Source organism: Altererythrobacter sp. Z27, assembly GCF_052683155.1.
Map to the genome: position 1 here is coordinate 592,452 of NZ_JBQYMC010000001.1, position 18,166 is coordinate 610,617.

Below are 18,166 nucleotides of genomic sequence, written 5' to 3' on the forward strand. Positions count from 1 at the left end.
GGTTGACGCGCCCGCGGCTGGCGTCTAGCGGCTGGGACTTAGCGACATCGCCGGAAAACCCCTGACTCGGAGAGCCCAAAAATGGCTTCTGCTGCCTCTCGTCCTGCGCAACCTAAGGGTGCGACGGGAGTCCTTATTTTGGCCGATGGCACGGTGATCTGGGGCATGGGCTTCGGCGCGACCGGTTCCGCCGTGGGCGAAGTGTGCTTCAACACGGCGATGACCGGATACCAGGAAGTGATGACCGACCCGAGCTATGCCGGGCAAATCGTCACCTTCACATTCCCGCATATCGGCAATGTCGGCGCCAACCCCGAGGATATCGAATCGCGGGTCGAAGGCGCGGTCGGCTGCGTCGTGCGCGAGGAGGTGACCCCCGCAAGCAATTTCCGCAGCCTGCAGCCCTTCACCGAATGGATGGAAGCCAACGGAAAGATCGGCCTTTCAGGCGTCGATACGCGCGCGCTCACCCGGCGGATCCGCATGGCGGGCGCGCCGAATGCGGTGATCGCTCATGAGCCGAGCGGCAAGTTCGACATTCCCGCGCTGCTCAAGCGGGCGCAGGACTGGCCCGGCCTCGAAGGGATGGACTTGGCGCAGATCGTCACGCGCCACGGGCAGGAAGAATGGCACGGCAGCTATTGGCGGCTTGGCCATGGCTATGAGGCCTCCGATGTTCCAGAAGCCGTTCATGCTGAGCTTGTCGAAGTAGGAACGGCTTCAGAACCCGACCCTTCGACAGGCTCAGGGCGAACGGGTTCTGTCAAGCCTCACGTAGTCGCGATCGACTATGGCGCGAAGGACAACATCTTCCGCAATCTCGTCCGCGCCGGGGCGAAGGTCACAGTGGTTCCGGCCAAGACCTCGCTCGATGAAATCCTCGCGCTCAAGCCCGATGGCGTGTTCCTTTCCAACGGGCCGGGCGATCCGGCGGCAACCGGCGAATATGCCGTACCCGTGATCAAGGGGCTGCTCGATCGCGACATTCCGCTGTTCGGCATCTGCCTCGGCCACCAGATGCTGGCGCTGGCGGCGGGCGCCAAGACAGTGAAGATGCACCAGGGCCACCGCGGCGCGAACCATCCGGTCCAGCGGGTGGGTGAGGGGTGGGGCGACACCTCGGGGCTGGTCGAGATCACCAGCATGAACCACGGCTTTGCGGTCGATGTCGACACGCTGCCGCCCAATGTCGAGCAGACCCATGTGAGCCTGTTCGACGGATCGAACTGCGGCATCAGCATCAAGGGCAAGCAAGCCTTTGGCGTGCAATACCACCCAGAGGCATCACCCGGCCCGCAGGACAGTTTCTACCTCTTTGAAAAGTTTGTTGGGATGCTGGGGTGAGGTATTCTGAGTTCAGAGACCAAATGCTCAGAGCACTCTACAAGGATGGAGACATTCCTGAAGGTGAAATGCTCAAGTTTGAGGCGCTTGCCAAACATTATGAGCTGGAATTTCGCCCGGGTTGGCTCTTTGAATTACAAAAAGAACTGCGCGAAGAAGGTCTCCTAAAGGGACCTGCGAACGGTAGGAACGATGCGCAAGCCATCGGTCGATTGACCGGTCCAGGGATGAGAGAGGCTGAAAGGCTGATTGACGCTTTGGAGAGTCGGGGAACAGTACTAATCGATCAATATGGACCGGCTGACGCAGCGATTTCTAATGATGCAGGACAGGAACAGAGTTCCCTCTCCGAAATGGTTTCGGAAATCGATGCCCATGAGGGTGCGCATCTTTCTATCGACAGTACGACGTGGACTGGGAAGCGGTTGGTACTCGCTGATGCTGCGGTTCTGTCGACGGTCAGGCTTCAGGCAGATCAGCTTAGGGAGCGAATCTATTCCACTCGGTTTGAAAGCAATGTCGACAGTCAGGATTTGAAGTCGCTTGCTGATGCATTGGTCGCCGTTTGTGCGATGGCCGAACCAGAACTCGGGATTATCGAGCGGATATTGGCACACCCAAAGTTCGCATACACAGCCACACTTGCCGCAGCGGTTGCCACCATACGAGGCGCACTAGGAATCTAAATGCCCAAACGCACTGACATCTCCTCGATCCTCGTAATCGGCGCCGGCCCGATCATCATCGGCCAGGCCTGCGAGTTCGACTATTCCGGTACGCAAGCGATCAAGGCGCTCAAGGAAGAGGGCTATCGCGTGGTGCTGGTCAATTCGAACCCGGCCACGATCATGACCGATCCCGAGTTCGCCGACGCGACCTATATCGAGCCGATCACGCCCGAGATCGTCGAGAAGATCATCGCCAAGGAGCGCCCCGATGCGCTGCTGCCCACGATGGGCGGGCAGACCGCGCTCAATTGCGCGCTGGCGCTCTACAACAACGGCACGCTCGACAAATATGGCGTGACCATGATCGGCGCCAATGCCGATGCGATCGACAAGGCGGAAAACCGCCAGCGTTTCCGCGCGGCGATGGACAAGATTGGCCTCGAAAGCGCGCGCAGCGGCGTGGCGCACACCGTGGACGAGGCCTTTGCCGTGCTCGAACACACCGGCCTGCCTTCGATTATCCGCCCCAGCTTCACGCTGGGCGGGACCGGCGGCGGCATCGCCTATAACAAGGCCGAGTTCGAACGGATCGTGCGCGAAGGGCTCGATGCGTCGCCCACCACCGAAGTGCTGATCGAGGAATCGCTGCTCGGCTGGAAAGAATATGAGATGGAGGTCGTGCGCGACCGCCATGACAATTGCATCATCATCTGCAGCATCGAGAATGTCGATCCGATGGGCGTGCACACGGGTGACTCGATCACTGTCGCCCCCGCGCTGACGCTGACCGACAAGGAATACCAGATCATGCGCACCGCCTCGATCGAGGTGCTGCGCGAGATCGGCGTCGAAACCGGCGGCTCGAACGTGCAGTTCGCGGTGAATCCGGCCGACGGGCGCCTGATCGTGATCGAGATGAACCCGCGCGTCTCGCGCAGTTCTGCGCTGGCATCGAAGGCGACCGGCTTCCCGATCGCGCGCGTCGCCGCCAAGCTGGCGGTGGGTTACACGCTTGACGAGATCACCAACGAAATCACCGGCGCGACGCCTGCCAGCTTCGAGCCGACCATCGACTATGTCGTGACCAAGATCCCGCGCTTCGCTTTCGAGAAGTTCAAGGGCGCGAAGATCGAACTCGCCACTGCGATGAAATCGGTCGGCGAAGTCATGGCGATCGGCCGCAACTTCCAGGAAAGCGTGCAGAAGGCCCTGCGTGGGCTCGAAACCGGGCTCGACGGTTTCAATCGCGTGCCTTCGCTTGAGGGCGTCTCGCGCGAAGTGATCACCGCCGCGCTGTCAAAGCGCACGCCCGACCGGCTGCTCTATGTCGGGCAGGCGTTCCGTGCGGGAATGAGCGTGGAGGAAATCCACGCGGTCACTTCCTACGATCCGTGGTTCCTGCGCCAGATCGAGGAAATCATTGCCGCCGAAAAGCGGATCGGCGTCGAAGGCCTGCCGCGCGATGCGGCGGGGCTGCGCAAGCTCAAGGCGATGGGCTTTTCGGACAAGCGGCTCGCCACGCTGGCGGTACGTTCGGTCGGCGTTGCGGGCGGGCTGGGCGAAACCCAGGCCAAGCGTTCGGGCCTGCTGCACGATGCCTTGCAGGCGATGGCCGGTGCCACCAGCGAAGACGAGGTGCGCAAGCTGCGCAACAAGCTGGGCGTGCATCCGGTGTTCAAGCGGATCGACAGCTGCGCTGCCGAATTCGAAGCGATCACGCCATACATGTATTCGACCTATGAAGCCCCGAGCTTCGGCGAGCCCGAATGCGAGGCGGACCCTTCGGATCGCAAGAAGATCGTGATCCTCGGCGGCGGTCCCAACCGCATCGGGCAGGGGATCGAGTTCGACTATTGCTGCGTCCACGCCTGTTTCGCGCTTGCGGAAGCCGGGTTCGAGACGATCATGGTCAATTGCAACCCGGAAACCGTCTCGACCGATTACGACACATCGGACCGGCTTTATTTCGAGCCACTGACCGCTGAAGACGTTCTCGAAATCCTGCGGGTCGAGCAGTCCAACGGCAAGCTGGTCGGCGTGATCGTGCAGTTCGGCGGACAGACCCCGCTCAAGCTGGCGCAAGCGCTGGAGGATGCGGGCATCCCGATCCTGGGCACTTCGCCCGATGCGATCGACCTTGCGGAAGACCGCGAGCGTTTCGCCAAGCTGGTCCACAAGCTGAAGCTCAAGCAGCCCGACAACGGGATTGCCTACAGCCGCGACGAGGCGGCGGCGGTCGCTTCGCGCATCGGTTATCCGGTGTTGCTGCGCCCCAGCTACGTGCTGGGCGGGCGGGCGATGGAAATCGTCGATTCCGAAGCGCAGCTCGATGATTACATCAAGACTGCCGTGAACGTGTCGGGCGACAGCCCTGTGCTGGTCGACCAATATTTGCGCGACGCGATCGAATGCGACGTCGATGCACTGTGCGATGGCAAGGAAGTGCGCATCGCGGGCGTGATGCAGCACATCGAGGAGGCCGGCGTGCATTCGGGCGACAGCGCCTGCACCCTGCCGCCCTATTCGCTACCCGCCTCGATCGTCGAGGAAATGGAAAGGCAGGCCGAGGCATTGGCGCATGCGCTCAAGGTCGTCGGCCTGATGAACGTCCAGTTTGCGGTGAAGGATGGCGAGGTTTACCTGATCGAGGTCAACCCGCGCGCCAGCCGCACCGTGCCTTTCGTCGCCAAGGCGATTGGCCAGCCGGTCGCCAAGATCGCGGCACGCGTGATGGCGGGCGAAAAGCTGGCCGATTTCGAGCCGTTCAAGCGCGACCTGCCCTATATGGCGGTGAAGGAAGCGGTGTTCCCGTTCTCGCGTTTCCCCGGCAGCGACCCGGCGCTGAGCCCGGAAATGAAGTCGACCGGCGAAGTGATGGGAATCGACCGCAGCTTCGAAGCTGCTTTCCTCAAGTCGCAGCTTGCGGCGGGCATGGTGCTGCCGACCTCCGGCACATTGTTCGTGTCAGTGAAGGATACTGACAAGTCCTATATCGTCCCGGCGGTAAAGGCGCTGATTGAGCAGGGCTTCGATGTGATCGCCACGGGCGGCACGCAGAGCTACCTAGAGGAGCAAGGCCTCCCGGTAGAGCGTGTGAACAAGGTGGCCGAAGGGCAGCCGCATATTGTCGACCGGATCATCGATGGCGACGTGGCGCTGATCTTCAACACGACCGAAGGTTGGCAGAGCCTGCTCGACTCCAAATCGATCCGCGCTTCGGCGCTGGAAGCCAAGGTGCCGTACTATACGACAGCGGCTTCTTCGATAGCTGCAGCGAACGCAATTCGTGCAGTAAATGCAAGCCAGCTTGAAGTCCGCTCGTTGCAAGACTATTATAGCTGACGATAGTTTGATCTCCCCCACATTTCGAGCTCGCCAGGTCGCCTTGGAAAATGCGGCCAGCTTCGAAATGACCCTGTTTTAGGGGAGGGAGCGGAAGGAAAGACTGGAATGGCTACGATGGAAAAGGTTCCGATGCTGGCAGAGGGCTATGAGCGGCTGACCGCCGATCTCAAAGTCCTGCGTGCGGAACGCCCCAAGATCGTCGATGCGATCGAGGAAGCGCGGGCGCATGGCGACCTGTCGGAAAATGCCGAATACCACGCCGCCAAGGAACGTCAGGGCCAGGTCGAAGCGCAGATCGCCGAGCTGGAAGACAAGGTCAGCCGCGCGCAGATCATCGATCCGGCTACGCTGTCGGGCGACAAGATCATCTTCGGCGCGACCGTGACTCTGCTGGACGAGGCCGACAAGCCGGTGCGCTACCAGATCGTCGGCCAGACCGAAGCGGACGCCAACAAGGGCCGCATCTCGTATAACTCGCCGATCGCCCGCGCGCTCATCGGCAAGCAGGTGGGTGACGAGGTCGAAGTTACCGTGCCTTCTGGCGACCGTTTCTACCTCGTCGAGAAGATCGAGTTCATCTGACGCACCGCGCTCGAAAGCCGGGGCTTATGCTTCCGGCTCGAGCAGGCGGTGGAGATGCACCACCACATATTTCATTTCGGCATCGTCGACCGTGCGCTGGGCGTTCGAGCGCCAAGCGTCGACCGCGTCGTCATAATTGCTGAACACGCCAACGACGTGGATGCTTTCCGGATCCTGGAATTCCAGGCTGCGGGGGTCTTTTACGCGGCCACCCATGACGAGGTGCAGCCGCTGCTTGGTTTCATGTTCAGCCATGATGGCTCTGTCTCCTTGGGGAATGGCGCGCGCCATAGACGAGCCAGCGCGTGTGGCAAGGCCTGCGCTCCGCAAATCGCTTCAGGAGATCAGTTGCCCTGGGTGCCGGTCTCGTCGGACAGGTGGGGCAGGTCGCCCTCTTCCTGTTCTTCCTTCGCGCGCTGAACCGCCTTGTCATACATGGTCAGGGCAAAGGCGATCGCCGCATCTGTGGCGATCCTCCCTAGAAGGCTAGTGGCGGTCGAAGCGGCACGGCCGCCGCGCGAAAGCCTGCCTAGTGCGAGGCCCAGCGCCGCCGCACCCCCAAGCACGATCAGCGGATTGCGCTTGGCGTAATCGACCAGCGTGCCGGCGGCATCGCGCGCCTGATCGGCGACCTGGTGCCCTGCCAAACGCTCCTGCGCGTTTTGGATGCGCGTGCGCAGCGCGCTGCGCTTGTCTTCGGTGGTGGTCATGTCAGCCTCCATCCGCCTCAACATCGTCTGTTTCCAATTCCGCCTCATTTTCCTCGGAAGAGCGGAACAGTGCTAGCAGCGGTTCGCGGGCAAACCAGAGCGCGGTTGCACCGGCGACTGCTGCGGCAACCCCGGCGACGATCCCGCCCTTGCCGCGCAAGGCGTCGCTTGCCCGATCAGCGGCGTCGAGCGTTTCGTCTCCGACATCATCGGCCAATTGCTCGCCGATGCGCTGGCCCGACAAACCGTTGCGGACGCGGTCGAACTGGGCAGTGATGATTGAGCGCGCCGTGTTGCGGAGCGCCCTGTCTTCAAGCAGCTGGCGGCGCAGGTCGGTCATTCTCCGCCCTCGGGATTGTCATTGCCGAATGCGTCGCCGATTTCCTGCGTCGAATTGCGCATCCGCATCAGCATCAGGAAAGCTCCGAACAGCAGCGCCCCGACCACAATCGCGGTTGCGCCCAGGGCAGACACCAGCGGTGTAAGCGCAATCACGAGGCCGACCACCAACGCGATCAGCGCCAAATGGATGAAGGCAAGCGCGAACAGGCCCGAAACAACCGCGGACTTGCTGCGATTGGCGGCAAAGGCGAGGCGGGTTTTCTGGAATGCGATCTCGGCTTCGACGAAGTTGCGCCCGTCCTGAACGAGGGCGGCGACATCGTCGACGAGCGAGCCGTCGGGCTGCGCTTCGCCTGCCTCGTCACCGCGCAGCGCAGCGTCGAGTTCGTCGTCCACATCGACCGGACGCGGATCCGCACGATCCTCGTCACGCATTTCCAGCCCCCCTGCCTGTCGCTTCAGCCGCGGCCGCCGCGGAACAATCGCGCGACCAGGAAGCCCAGGATCGCCGCGATGCCGAGTGCGGTGCCCGGGCTCTTGCGCACCATTTCGCGCGCATCTTCGCCCAGTTCCTCGACGCTCTTCGAATCGAGCTTGGCCGAAGCTTCCTGCAGGCTGCGCGATGCCTTGCGGGCATAGTCGCCATATTGCTCGCCGACCTTCTCGTCGATCTGCGGTGCGGTATCCGCTACGATCTTGCCGAGCGAGGCGAGCGCATCGCTGGCGCGTGTCTTGCCTTCAACGGCCAGTTCGCCTGCACGGGCCTTGGCTTCATTGCCATAGGTCCTGGCTTCGGCGACGAGATCGGTGCCCTTTTCGCGGGCCTGATCGCGATAGGCGCCTGCGCGAACGCCGGCTTCCGCCTTCAGCGCAGCAGCACCAGCGCGCGCTTCTTCAAGCGCGGCGTTGAAGCGCGACTTGGCTTCAGCGGTGTTGTCTGCGGGCACCGCAGCCTTGGCGGCTTTCTTTGCAGGTGCCTTCTTGGTGGTCGTCTTGCGGGTCTTTGTGCTTGTGCCCTCTGCCATGGGTCCGTCCTTTGCCTTCCAATGTCTTCACTTCCGGCGCGAATACGATTGCCGGAACGGTTTATATCGCAACGCCGCTTGCACCGCGATGTTCCGGCGCATAGAGCGCTGCCACACCCCGATATGGTGGTGTCTTAGCCAATTACAACAGTGCGAGCCAGGAGCCTGCCAATGACCGCGATTATCGACCTGCACGGCCGCGAAGTGCTTGATAGCCGAGGGAACCCGACTGTGGAAGTCGATGTGCTGCTGGAGGACGGAAGTTTCGGACGAGCTGCGGTTCCGTCAGGCGCTTCGACCGGCGCGCACGAAGCGGTCGAGCTGCGCGATGGCGACATGGCGCGCTACAAGGGCAAGGGCGTACTCAAGGCGGTCGACGCGGTGAATACCGAGATTGCCGACGCCATCCTGGGGCTCGACGCCGAAGACCAGCGCGACATCGACCTGACGATGATCGAGCTCGACGGCACGCCCAACAAGGCGCGGCTTGGCGCGAATGCGATTCTCGGCACCAGCCTGGCGGTGGCGAAGGCTGCGGCCAATGCGCGCGGCCTGCCGCTATATTCCTACCTCGGAGGCGTTGCGGCGCATGTCCTGCCGACGCCGATGATGAACATCATCAATGGCGGCGAACATGCCGATAACCCGATCGACATCCAGGAATTCATGATCATGCCGGTGGGCGCCGAAACGCTGGCCGATGCAGTGCGCTGGGGTTCGGAAATCTTCCATACGCTGAAGAAGGGCCTTGCCGACAAGGGGCTGTCCACTTCCGTGGGCGACGAAGGCGGCTTCGCGCCCAACCTCGCCAGCACGCGCGCCGCGCTCGATTTCATCATGGCCTCGATCGAGCAAGCGGGCTTCAAGCCGGGTTCGGAGGTGGCGCTGGCGCTCGATTGCGCGGCGACGGAATTCTACGCCGACGGCCGCTATGACATGGCGGGCGAGGGCACTTCGCTATCGAGCGAGGAAATGGCTGACTATCTCGCGGCGCTGTGCCGCGATTATCCGATCCGCTCGATCGAAGACGGCATGAGCGAGGACGACCTCGAAGGCTGGAAGATCCTGACCGACAAGATCGGTGGCACGATCCAGCTGGTGGGCGACGATTTGTTCGTGACCAATCCGGAACGTCTCGCCATGGGTATCGGCAAGGGGCTGGCGAATTCGCTGCTGGTGAAGGTCAACCAGATCGGTTCGCTCACCGAAACGCTGGCGGCGGTCGAAATGGCGCACCGTGCAGGCTACACCTCGGTGATGAGCCACCGCTCGGGCGAAACCGAGGATTCGACCATCGCCGACCTGGCCGTCGCGACCAATTGCGGGCAGATCAAGACCGGCTCGCTGGCGCGCTCGGATCGTCTTGCAAAGTACAACCAGCTGATCCGCATCGAAGAAGAGCTGGGCGCAAGCGCGGTTTACGCGGGCGCAGCCTGCTTCGGTCGACTCGCCTGAGGCACCCCGTCGCAGCGAGTTGCGACGGGACGCAAACTGACGGGATCAGCCAGACGAGGCGGTAAGCCGCGCGATCTGATCCTCGCTCAGTTCCAGCTGCGTGAATTCGAGCAGTTCGCGCAGCTGTTCCACCGTGCGGGCGCTGGCGATGGGGGCAGGGATGCCGGGCTGGCGCACCAGCCATGCAAGCGCGATGGCGGACAGGCTGGCGCCGGTCTCGGCGGCGACCTCGTCCATCACTGCCAGGACCTGCGGGCCATTGCCCCCGGACAGTTCCTTTGCGCGGCCGCCGCGCATCGATTTCGCGAAATCCTCCTCGGTCCGGTACTTGCCGGTGAGGTAGCCCGAGGCGAGGCCGAAGAAGGGCAGCATTGCGATCCCGCGTTCGGTGCACAGCTTCTGCAGGTCGGGGCCATAGGCTTTTCGCGCCACGAGGTTGTATTCGTTCTGCAGCGCGGTGAAGGGTTCCGCGCCGGTCGCGCTGGCGTGGTCGAGCGCAGCGCCAAGCCGCGCTGCATCGAAGTTCGAAGCTCCGAGCGCCTTCACCTTGCCGCTGCGCACTGCGCCGTCGAATGCCTCGACGATCGCACCGATTTCCAGATCGGGATAATCCTTGTGCGCGTAATAGAGATCGATGGTGTCGCTCTGAAGTCGTTCCAGCGAAGCGTTGAGCGATTGCAGGACGCGCGCCGGTTCATAGAGCTCCGCGCCGCCCAGCATGCCGGTCTTGGTATGGATCCGCATATCGGCGCGCACACCCCGGCTCGTAAGCCATTCGCCCAGCACCGTCTCCGACTCGCCGCCCTTGTGGCCCGGGATCCAGGCCGAATAGACGTCGGCAGTATCGATCATTCGCCCGCCGGCTTCGTAGAAGGCATCGAGCACGGCAAAGGCCTCGTCGCCCTTGCTGGTCCAGCCGAACACATTCCCGCCGAGGACCAGCGGGATGCCCGCGATGAAATCGTGCCCACTCATGCGAACTTCTCCTGCATCGCCAGCAGTGCCATCGCAGCCTCTGCTGCACCGGCGCCCTTGTTGGCCTGCTTGGGGTCGGCGCGATAGATCGCCTGTGCTTCGTTCTCAGTCGTGAGGATACCGTTGCCGATGGCAATTCCGTCCATCGTCAGCGCCATGATCCCGCGCGCGCTTTCGCCAGCGACGATCTCGAAGTGGTAGGTCTCGCCGCGGATCACCACGCCGATCGCCACAAAGCCATCGTAACGGTCGCTTTCCGCCGCCATGGCGATGGTGCCGGGCACTTCCAGCGCACCGGGCACAGTGACGACCTCGACCTCGTGCCCCTCGGCTTCAAGCGCGGCTCTGGCGCCCGCAATCAGCATATCGTTGAGGTGGTCATAGAAACGGGCCTCGACAATCAGGAAACGGGCCATTAGGTCACTCCGGGATCGGCATGTGGCCGACGATGTTGAGGCCGTAGCCTTCGATCGCGACGACATTGGGTTGCGAATTGCTGAGCAGGATCATGTCGTGGATCCTGAGGTCAGCCAGGATCTGCGAGCCGATCCCGACATTGCGGATTTCGTCTTCCTCGCTGTAGCTGCCCGTTGCCGGACGGTCGCGCAGGATCACGATCACGCCGGAACCGTGCTCGCCCACGGCATACATCGAGCGCTGGAGCGTGCGCTTGCGCGGGCCGGGCTGGCCCAGCAGGTCGTCGAGTACCGAAATCGGGTGGACGCGGGTGAGAGTGGGTTCGCCCGGGACGACATGGCCCTTCTGCAGCACCAGCGCTTCGCTGCCGTCGACCTTGTTGCGATAGGTCAGCAGGCGCCACTGCCCGCCATAATCGGATTCGAAGCTGCGCTCGCCAACGCGCTCGACCAGATGGTCGTTGCGGCGGCGGTATTCGATCAGGTCACGAATGGTGCCGATCTTGAGGTCGTGCTTGCGGGCAAAGCCGATCAGGTCGTCGAGCCGTGCCATCGTGCCGTCTTCGTTCATGATCTCGCAGATCACGCCCGAGGGATTGAGACCGGCTAGGCGGCTGATGTCGACCGCGGCTTCGGTGTGGCCCGCACGGACCAGTACGCCGCCGTCGCGCGCGGTTAGGGGAAATACATGGCCCGGAGTTACGATATCCTCGGGCCCCTTCGACGCGTCGATTGCTACCGAAATGGTGCGCGCACGGTCTGCCGCCGAAATGCCGGTGGTCACGCCTTCCTTCGCCTCGATCGAGATCGTGAAGGCGGTCTGCATGCTTTCCTTGTTGTTGCGGCTCATTGGCTCGAGGCTGAGCTGTTCGACCCGCTTGCGGTCGAGCGCCAGGCAGATCAGGCCGCGCCCGTGCGTCGCCATGAAGTTGATCGCATTGGGGGTCGCCATCTGCGCGGGGATAATCAAATCGCCTTCGTTCTCGCGATCCTCGTCATCCACCAGGATGTACATCCGCCCGTTGCGGGCCTCGTCGATGATCTCCTCGATGCTGACGAGCGCGGGGCGGTCCCCGCTATTCGAGAGGAAGCTCTCCAGCTTCGTCAGGGTTTCAGCGGTGGGGTTCCAGCTATCATCCGTGCAGTCGCGCAAGGTGTTGGCGTGGAGGCCCGAGGCGCGGGCGAGGCCTGCTCGCGTCATTTCGCCGGAAGTGACGAGATCGCGAACGCGTGTGATGGTCGATGTGCTCATACAGCACCTGATATCACATCGAAATGTGACCGCAAGCTGCCAAATGTGATGATCGGATGTGTTGACGCGGCAATTCACGCCCGGTGAGGGCTATGGATCTGGCAAACATGGAGAAAGGAGTGTGATGGTGGACGCACTAGGGCTCGAACCTAGGACCCGCTGATTAAGAGTCAGCTGCTCTACCAACTGAGCTATGCGTCCACTCCGATCATCACAGCGGGGCGTCGAAACAGCCCCCACCCGAATCGGGAGAGGCGCTCATATAGCGCGCGTCGCAACAAAGGGAAGGGGTTGCGGCAGGGAAATCGTAATCAGCGCAATCCGCGGCGCGGAGTGATGCGATTCCAGCGGTTCACCATCATCAGCATGCCGATGCAGATCATGTTCGTCATCATCGAGGAACCGCCATGGCTCATGAAAGGCAGCGGGATGCCGACGACGGGGGCAAGGCCCATCACCATCATCAGATTGATCGACATGTAGAAGAAGATCGTGGCGGTCATGCCGCCTGCCAGCAGGCGTGCGAAGCGGTCCTGCGATTTGAGCGCCACCGACCATCCCCAGCCAAGGATCAGGGCGAAGACGATCAGGACGAAGAAGCCGCCCAGCAGGCCCCATTCCTCAGCCATGGTGGCGAAGACGAAGTCCGTGTGCGGTTCGGGCAGATATTGCAGATGGCTCTGCGATCCTTCGTTGAAGCCCTTGCCAGTGATGCCGCCCGAACCGATCGCGATCTTCGATTGCGTGATGTGATAGCCCGAACCGAGCGGGTCGCTTTCCGGGTCCAGGAAAGTCGTGACGCGGCGCTGCTGATATTCCTGCAGCCCGAAGAAGAAAGCGATCGGAGCCGCGACCGCAGCAAGCGCTCCACCGATCATGAACCAGCGCATCGGCAGGCCCGCAAGCAGCATCACCACGGCTCCGCCGAAACCGATCGCCAAAGCCGTTCCCAAATCGGGTTGCATCAGCACTAGGGCCATCGGCAGGCCGAGAAATCCGGCGGGAATCACCAGCGCGCGCCACGTCCCGACCATCCCGGCCGGAAGGGTTGCAAAGAACCGCGCTAGCACCAGCACCACCATCGGCTTCATCAGTTCGGATGGCTGCAATTGCATGAAGCCGAGATTGAGCCAGCGCTGGCTGCCCCCACCGACGAAGCCGATCGCTTCGACCGCCATCAACAGCAGCAAGACCACCGCATATCCGGGATAGACCAGCAACTTCACCAGCTCGTTGGGCAAGACAGTGATGACCGATGCCATCAAAAGGAAGATGCCGAAGCGGAGCAAATGCGATGAGGCAAAGGGGCTGAATGAACCTCCGGCAGCCGAAAAGAGCACTGCCGCCCCGAACCCGACCAGCAGGAACAGCGGGATCAGCATCTGCCAGGGCTGGCGCGCGATCGGATCGGGAATGAGCGACCTCATTCCGCGACCACCTGTTGTTCGACCGGTGCGGGCGCATCGACCGTCGCGGCCGGTTCCGGTGTGCGGGGCGGAGCAGACGGATTCGCTTCCGGCCGCGGCGTCACGGCTTCTTCCGCGATTTCCTCGGGCTGTGCGGCTGCGGCGCGTGCCTCAGCCTCGACCTGGTCGAAAATTTCCTCGTCGCGGCGTGGCGGCGGGCTCACCGCTTCGCCGCGCGCCTGCGCATAGGCCGCATATTTGGCGGAAAGTCGCTGCTGCGCATTCCCGCCCCACTGTTTCTCCAGCGCGTGCAACGCGTCCATTCCCTTTCGCGGGTCGAACAGGAAGGTCATCACGTCGCGCGCGATCGGATAGGCCGCGCCAGAGCCGCCGCCATGTTCGATCACCACCGCACCGGCGTAGCGCGGCTTGTCGAACGGCGCGAAGAAGATGAACAACCCGTGGTCGCGGTATTTCCACGGGCCGCTCTTGCCGTCGGACTTGCTGAGCGAGACGACCTGCGCCGTGCCGGTCTTTCCGGCGAGAAGCACATCGGGAATGGGCAAACGGGCCCGCCCTGCGGTTCCCGGCCCGTTGACCACGTCGCTCATTGCCTGCCGCACATAAGTGACCTGGTCGGACGGGAAATCGATTTCGCCGAAGCCACTTGGCGGCGTATCGAGCGTGAGGCGCGGCATCACATGGCGGCCGGTGGCGAGGCGCGAAGCCATCACCGCAAGCTGCAATGGGCTGGAGAGCATGTAGCCCTGGCCGATGGTGGCGTTTACGGTGTCGAACGGTTGCCACTCGCGCCCGAATTTGCGCTGCTTCCACTCGGGATCGGGCACTGTGCCATAGAACTGGCTGGTGACGGGGAGCGGAAATTCCTCGCCCATGCCGCATCGCCGCGCCATCATGGCGATCGGGTCCATCCCCACGCGCTGCGCCATGGCATAGAAATAGACGTCGCAGCTCTGGTAGATGCCCTTGGCCATGTCGACCTGGCCATGCCCGCGCCGGTTCCAGCAGCCGAACACGCGATTGCCGACCCGCAGGCCGCCGCCGCAGAAAACGGTCTCGTGAGGATCGATGCCTGCGCCCATCAGCGCCATCGACACCATCGGCTTGACGGTGGAGCCGGGCGGATAAAGGCCCTTCAACACCTTGTTGCGCAGCGGCACCCGCTCATCGTCGCGCAGCATGCCATATTCGATGCTGCCGATCCCGTCGGAGAAGCTGTTGGGATCGAAGCTGGGCATGGAGGCCATGCACAGCAGGTCGCCGGTGCGGCAATCCATCACCACGACCGATCCGGATTCGAGGCCGATGCGGCGCGCGGCATAATCCTGCAGCGGGCCGTCGATGGTGAGGCGCACCGGATTGCCTTGAACGTCCTCGCGCGTCTCGAGGTCGCGCACGATCCTTCCGGAAGCGGTCACTTCGACCCGCCGCGCGCCCGGGACTCCGCGCAGCGTCTGCTCGAACTGCTTTTCCATCCCGTCCTTGCCGATCTTGTAGCCGGGCGTAATCAGCAGCGGGTTGCGGTCCTTCTCATATTCTTCGGCCGATGCGGGGCCGACATATCCGATCAAGTGGCCCACGGACGGCCCGGTGGGGTAGAAGCGCGAGAAGCCGCGCTGCGGTACCACTCCGGGAAGGTCGGGCAGGCGCACGCTGATCGCTGCGAACTGGTCGTAATCGAGCCCGCTGGCGACTTCGACGGGCTGGAAGCCGCGTGATCCCTCGATCTTCGCTTTGATGTCGGCGACACGGTCAGGTTCGAGCGACAGCAATGATCCGAGCTGGTCGATCGTCCTGTCCGCATTGTGCAAGCGCTCCGGGATCACGTCGACGCGGAAGTCGGCACGGTTCGAAGCGAGCGGGGCGCCATTGCGGTCGAGGATCCAGCCGCGGCGGGGCGGGATGAGCGTCAGATTGACCCGGTTGCTTTCCGCCTCGGTGCGGTATTTCTCGTTCTCGGCGATCGCGAGGTACGACATGCGCGCCGCGAGCAGCACACCGATGCCGCCCATCATCGTTCCGACCACGAAGCTGCGCCGGTCGAAGGCGTTCTGGAGTCCGGTCGCGGTCACCGGTGGGCGCGAACCGAACTTCTCCATCAGCGAACCTTCCGGATGCGCTGGAGCCGCAATCGGTCGAAGGTTGCGACAAGGCCCGAAATCACCGGGAAAACAAGTATCGATGCGAGCAATTGGGGCATGATCGCAATCGCCAGTGTGGGATTGATCTTTGCGCCGGAGAATGCCGCAGCGACGATCACGTAAGTCCCGCAAGCAAGCGCGGCCGCGAGCCAATCCTGCAGGAAGCCGCGCCAGGGAACACGCGTTTCAAACCATTCGATCGCCAGCATGGCCAGCGACCATAGCAGTATCGCGCTGCCGAAAGGTTGCCCGCTGAACAAATCGTCGATGGCGCCGAGCGGTAATCCGACCCAGCTCGGAAGCAGTCCGGGGCGCATCAACCGCCAGCCGACCAGCATCATGAAGCCAAGCGGCGGCACGATCGGCATGGTGCTGGTGACGAGCAGCAGCGGCAGCATCGATCCCAGAACGATCGTGGCATAGGGAACCGAATTGGCGAGCAAGGGCGAAGGCTCGCGGTTGATCCGCTTGCCATAGGGATTGGGTCTCGACCTGGGCTTGAGCCCGCCTTCGATCACTCGCTCTCCTCCGCGTCGCTCAGGACCTCATCCGGGGACTGGCGCGCCGCCGCCACCGTGTCAGGCTGCCAGATTGGCTCGACCCGCACAAAATCGGTGCCGGCAGGGTCGGCGATCATTCGCGCCAGCCCGCCATCGGGGCGGATTTCGGTAAGCACCGCCACGGCGACCCCCGGTCGGTAATAGCCGCCTGCGCCGCTGGTGACGAACACGTCTCCCGGTTCGAGTGGATTGATGCCCAGATTGACCAGCCGGATGCGCAGCAGGCCATTGCCGCGCCCTTCGGCGAAAGCGACCAGATCGTCGCTTGCGCGCCGCACCGGTAAGACGCTTTCGCTGTCGGTCAGGAGCAAGACGCGCGAAGTGCTGCTGCCCGTCTCGAGCACACGGCCCACCACGCCGCGCGCAGAGCGCACCGGCATACCCACTTGAACACCATCGGCCCGGCCTGCGCCGATATAGGCAAAGCGCCGCGCACTGGCGGCGGTTGAGCCGGTGATATGGGTGATCGCGACAGGCTCCTCGTCCTGTTCGGTCAGCCCGATCAGAGCCTTGAGCCGCTCATTCTCCTGCAAGGTGGCATCGGCTTCGGCGAGGCGGATGCGGGCCAGTTCAAGCTCTTTGCGAAGGCCGGCATTCTGGCTGCCCGCGCGGAAATAGCCTGCAATAGCGTCGAAAAAGCCGCCCGAACCTTCGCGAGCAACTGCCACGGCCCGTCCCGCGGGTTCAGCAGCATCGCTCGCGGCTCCGCGCATCCCGCCCATTGCGGCGGGTTGCCACAGCGAGATGCCCAGCAGCACCGCGCCAATCAGCGCGCCGATCGCCGCAACCAGGTAGCTGGTGAAAAGCGAGTATTGCGCTCTGCGCGAATGGCCCGAGCGCCGGGATGAAGTTGGCGCCATGGCGAACCGCTTACCCTTATTCTTGCATCAGGACGCCGCGATAGATCGGGTCTTCCATTGCCCGACCGGTGCCGATGGCCACGCAGGACAGCGGATCCTCCGCGATGCTGACCGGCAGGCCGGTTTCCTCGCGCAGGTGTTCGTCGAGCCGCTTGATCAGCGCGCCGCCGCCGGTGAGCACAATGCCCTGGTCGACAATGTCGGCTGCGAGTTCGGGCGCGGTGTTTTCCAGCGCGATACGCACGCCTTCCACGATGGCGCCGATCGGTTCGGACAGAGCCTCGGCGATATGCGCCTGGTTGATTGTGATTTCCTTGGGAACGCCGTTCACCAAATCGCGGCCCTTGATGGCAAAGGTTTCGCCGATCCCGTCTTCAGGCATCACGGCGATGCCGTAATCCTTCTTGATCCGCTCTGCCGTGGCATCACCGATCAGCAAGTTGTGGTGGCGGCGGACGTAGGAAATGATCGCTTCGTCCATCTTGTCGCCGCCGGTGCGGACCGAAGTGGTGTAGGCGAGGCCGCGCAGCGAGAGCACCGCGACTTCAGTGGTGCCACCGCCGATGTCGACCACCATGCTGCCGACCGGTTCGGTAACCGGCATGTCGGCGCCGATCGCCGCAGCCATCGGCTCGAGGATCAAATAGACTTCCGAAGCGCCCGCATTCGATGCCGCGTCGCGGATCGCGCGCTTTTCCACCGAGGTCGCGCCCGAGGGAACGCAGATCACGATTTCGGGATAGCGGAACAGGCTGCGCTTGCCATGCACCTTGCGGATGAAGTGCTTGATCATCTCTTCGGCGATCTGGATGTCCGCGATCACGCCATCGCGCAGCGGGCGGATCGCCTGGATCGTATCCGGCGTCTTGCCCATCATCATCTTGGCGTCGTCACCAACCGCCTTGACCCGCTTGTCGCCATTGATCGTTTCGATCGCGACGACCGAGGGCTCATTGAGGATGATGCCCTGATCCTGGACGTAGACGAGCGTGTTGGCCGTCCCCAGGTCGATGGCCATGTTGTGCGAACCGAATTTCAAGAGATTGGAAAAGAAGCTCATTCTG

18 protein-coding genes and 1 tRNA gene are annotated in these 18,166 nt (G+C 63.0%); 5 read left to right on the top strand and 14 right to left on the bottom strand.

The window, feature by feature from the left end:
- Positions 1-81 precede the first annotated feature (81 nt).
- The 4 genes from carA (at position 82) to greA (ending at position 5,939) form a co-directional block, all read left to right on the top strand.
- Positions 82-1,344 carry a glutamine-hydrolyzing carbamoyl-phosphate synthase small subunit gene (gene carA, locus ACUJ47_RS02980; RefSeq protein ID WP_445536972.1) on the top strand — a complete coding sequence of 421 codons (1,263 nt, stop codon included), beginning with the start codon at positions 82-84 and terminating at the stop codon, positions 1,342-1,344.
- Between the two features lie 23 nt (positions 1,345-1,367).
- A complete protein-coding gene (locus tag ACUJ47_RS02985) occupies positions 1,368-2,030 on the top strand; it encodes a hypothetical protein (RefSeq protein WP_445536973.1) in 663 nt (220 codons plus the stop codon).
- Positions 2,031-5,354, top strand: a complete 3,324-nt coding sequence (carB, locus tag ACUJ47_RS02990; protein ID WP_445536974.1) for a carbamoyl-phosphate synthase large subunit — start codon at positions 2,031-2,033, stop codon at positions 5,352-5,354.
- Positions 5,355-5,462: 108 nt separating this feature from the next.
- The gene (gene greA / locus ACUJ47_RS02995; RefSeq protein WP_445536975.1) at positions 5,463-5,939 is read left to right on the top strand and encodes a transcription elongation factor GreA; all 477 of its coding nucleotides are present in this window, start codon (positions 5,463-5,465) and stop codon (positions 5,937-5,939) included.
- Between the two features lie 24 nt (positions 5,940-5,963).
- On the opposite strand, the gene ACUJ47_RS03000 is transcribed toward greA, so the two are convergent.
- The 5 genes from ACUJ47_RS03000 to ACUJ47_RS03020 form a co-directional block, all read right to left on the bottom strand.
- Positions 5,964-6,194, bottom strand: a complete 231-nt coding sequence (locus ACUJ47_RS03000) for a DUF4170 domain-containing protein (protein WP_354145031.1) — start codon at positions 6,192-6,194, stop codon at positions 5,964-5,966.
- Between the two features lie 89 nt (positions 6,195-6,283).
- Positions 6,284-6,649, bottom strand: coding sequence for a hypothetical protein (locus ACUJ47_RS03005; RefSeq protein ID WP_445536976.1), 366 nt, complete (start codon positions 6,647-6,649; stop codon positions 6,284-6,286).
- A gap of 1 nt (position 6,650) precedes the next feature.
- The gene (locus ACUJ47_RS03010) at positions 6,651-6,989 is read right to left on the bottom strand and encodes a hypothetical protein (protein WP_445536977.1); all 339 of its coding nucleotides are present in this window, start codon (positions 6,987-6,989) and stop codon (positions 6,651-6,653) included.
- Positions 6,986-7,426, bottom strand: coding sequence for a phage holin family protein (locus tag ACUJ47_RS03015; protein ID WP_445536978.1), 441 nt, complete (start codon positions 7,424-7,426; stop codon positions 6,986-6,988). The genes ACUJ47_RS03010 and ACUJ47_RS03015 overlap by 4 nt, the downstream gene beginning before the upstream one ends.
- A 23-nt stretch (positions 7,427-7,449) precedes the next feature.
- Positions 7,450-8,016 (bottom strand): hypothetical protein, encoded by a 567-nt coding sequence (locus ACUJ47_RS03020; RefSeq protein ID WP_445536979.1) that lies wholly within the window; start codon positions 8,014-8,016, stop codon positions 7,450-7,452.
- A gap of 171 nt (positions 8,017-8,187) precedes the next feature.
- Between ACUJ47_RS03020 and eno the strand changes: the two genes are divergently transcribed.
- Entirely contained in the window at positions 8,188-9,471 is a 1,284-nt protein-coding gene (gene eno / locus ACUJ47_RS03025; RefSeq protein ID WP_445536980.1) for a phosphopyruvate hydratase, read from the top strand.
- 45 nt (positions 9,472-9,516) lie between these two features.
- Here eno and ACUJ47_RS03030 read toward each other — a convergent pair whose 3' ends face one another.
- The 9 genes from ACUJ47_RS03030 to ACUJ47_RS03070 form a co-directional block, all read right to left on the bottom strand.
- Complete coding sequence (locus ACUJ47_RS03030) at positions 9,517-10,446, bottom strand: aldo/keto reductase (protein WP_445536981.1); 930 nt, start codon at positions 10,444-10,446, stop codon at positions 9,517-9,519.
- The gene (ribH, locus tag ACUJ47_RS03035) at positions 10,443-10,862 is read right to left on the bottom strand and encodes a 6,7-dimethyl-8-ribityllumazine synthase (protein WP_445536982.1); all 420 of its coding nucleotides are present in this window, start codon (positions 10,860-10,862) and stop codon (positions 10,443-10,445) included. The genes ACUJ47_RS03030 and ribH overlap by 4 nt, the downstream gene beginning before the upstream one ends.
- 4 nt (positions 10,863-10,866) lie before the next feature.
- A complete protein-coding gene (ribB, locus tag ACUJ47_RS03040; protein WP_445536983.1) occupies positions 10,867-12,114 on the bottom strand; it encodes a 3,4-dihydroxy-2-butanone-4-phosphate synthase in 1,248 nt (415 codons plus the stop codon).
- 125 nt (positions 12,115-12,239) lie between these two features.
- Positions 12,240-12,315 (bottom strand) — tRNA-Lys (locus ACUJ47_RS03045).
- Between the two features lie 110 nt (positions 12,316-12,425).
- Positions 12,426-13,541, bottom strand: coding sequence for a rod shape-determining protein RodA (gene rodA, locus ACUJ47_RS03050; protein WP_445536984.1), 1,116 nt, complete (start codon positions 13,539-13,541; stop codon positions 12,426-12,428).
- Positions 13,538-15,640, bottom strand: a complete 2,103-nt coding sequence (gene mrdA / locus ACUJ47_RS03055; protein ID WP_445536985.1) for a penicillin-binding protein 2 — start codon at positions 15,638-15,640, stop codon at positions 13,538-13,540. Before mrdA ends, rodA begins: the two co-directional genes overlap by 4 nt.
- A complete protein-coding gene (locus ACUJ47_RS03060; protein ID WP_445536986.1) occupies positions 15,640-16,200 on the bottom strand; it encodes a rod shape-determining protein MreD in 561 nt (186 codons plus the stop codon). The genes mrdA and ACUJ47_RS03060 overlap by 1 nt, the downstream gene beginning before the upstream one ends.
- Complete coding sequence (gene mreC / locus ACUJ47_RS03065; RefSeq protein ID WP_445536987.1) at positions 16,197-17,102, bottom strand: rod shape-determining protein MreC; 906 nt, start codon at positions 17,100-17,102, stop codon at positions 16,197-16,199. Before mreC ends, ACUJ47_RS03060 begins: the two co-directional genes overlap by 4 nt.
- 16 nt (positions 17,103-17,118) lie before the next feature.
- Complete coding sequence (locus tag ACUJ47_RS03070) at positions 17,119-18,162, bottom strand: rod shape-determining protein (protein ID WP_354145570.1); 1,044 nt, start codon at positions 18,160-18,162, stop codon at positions 17,119-17,121.
- Between the last annotated feature and the right edge of the window lie 4 nt (positions 18,163-18,166).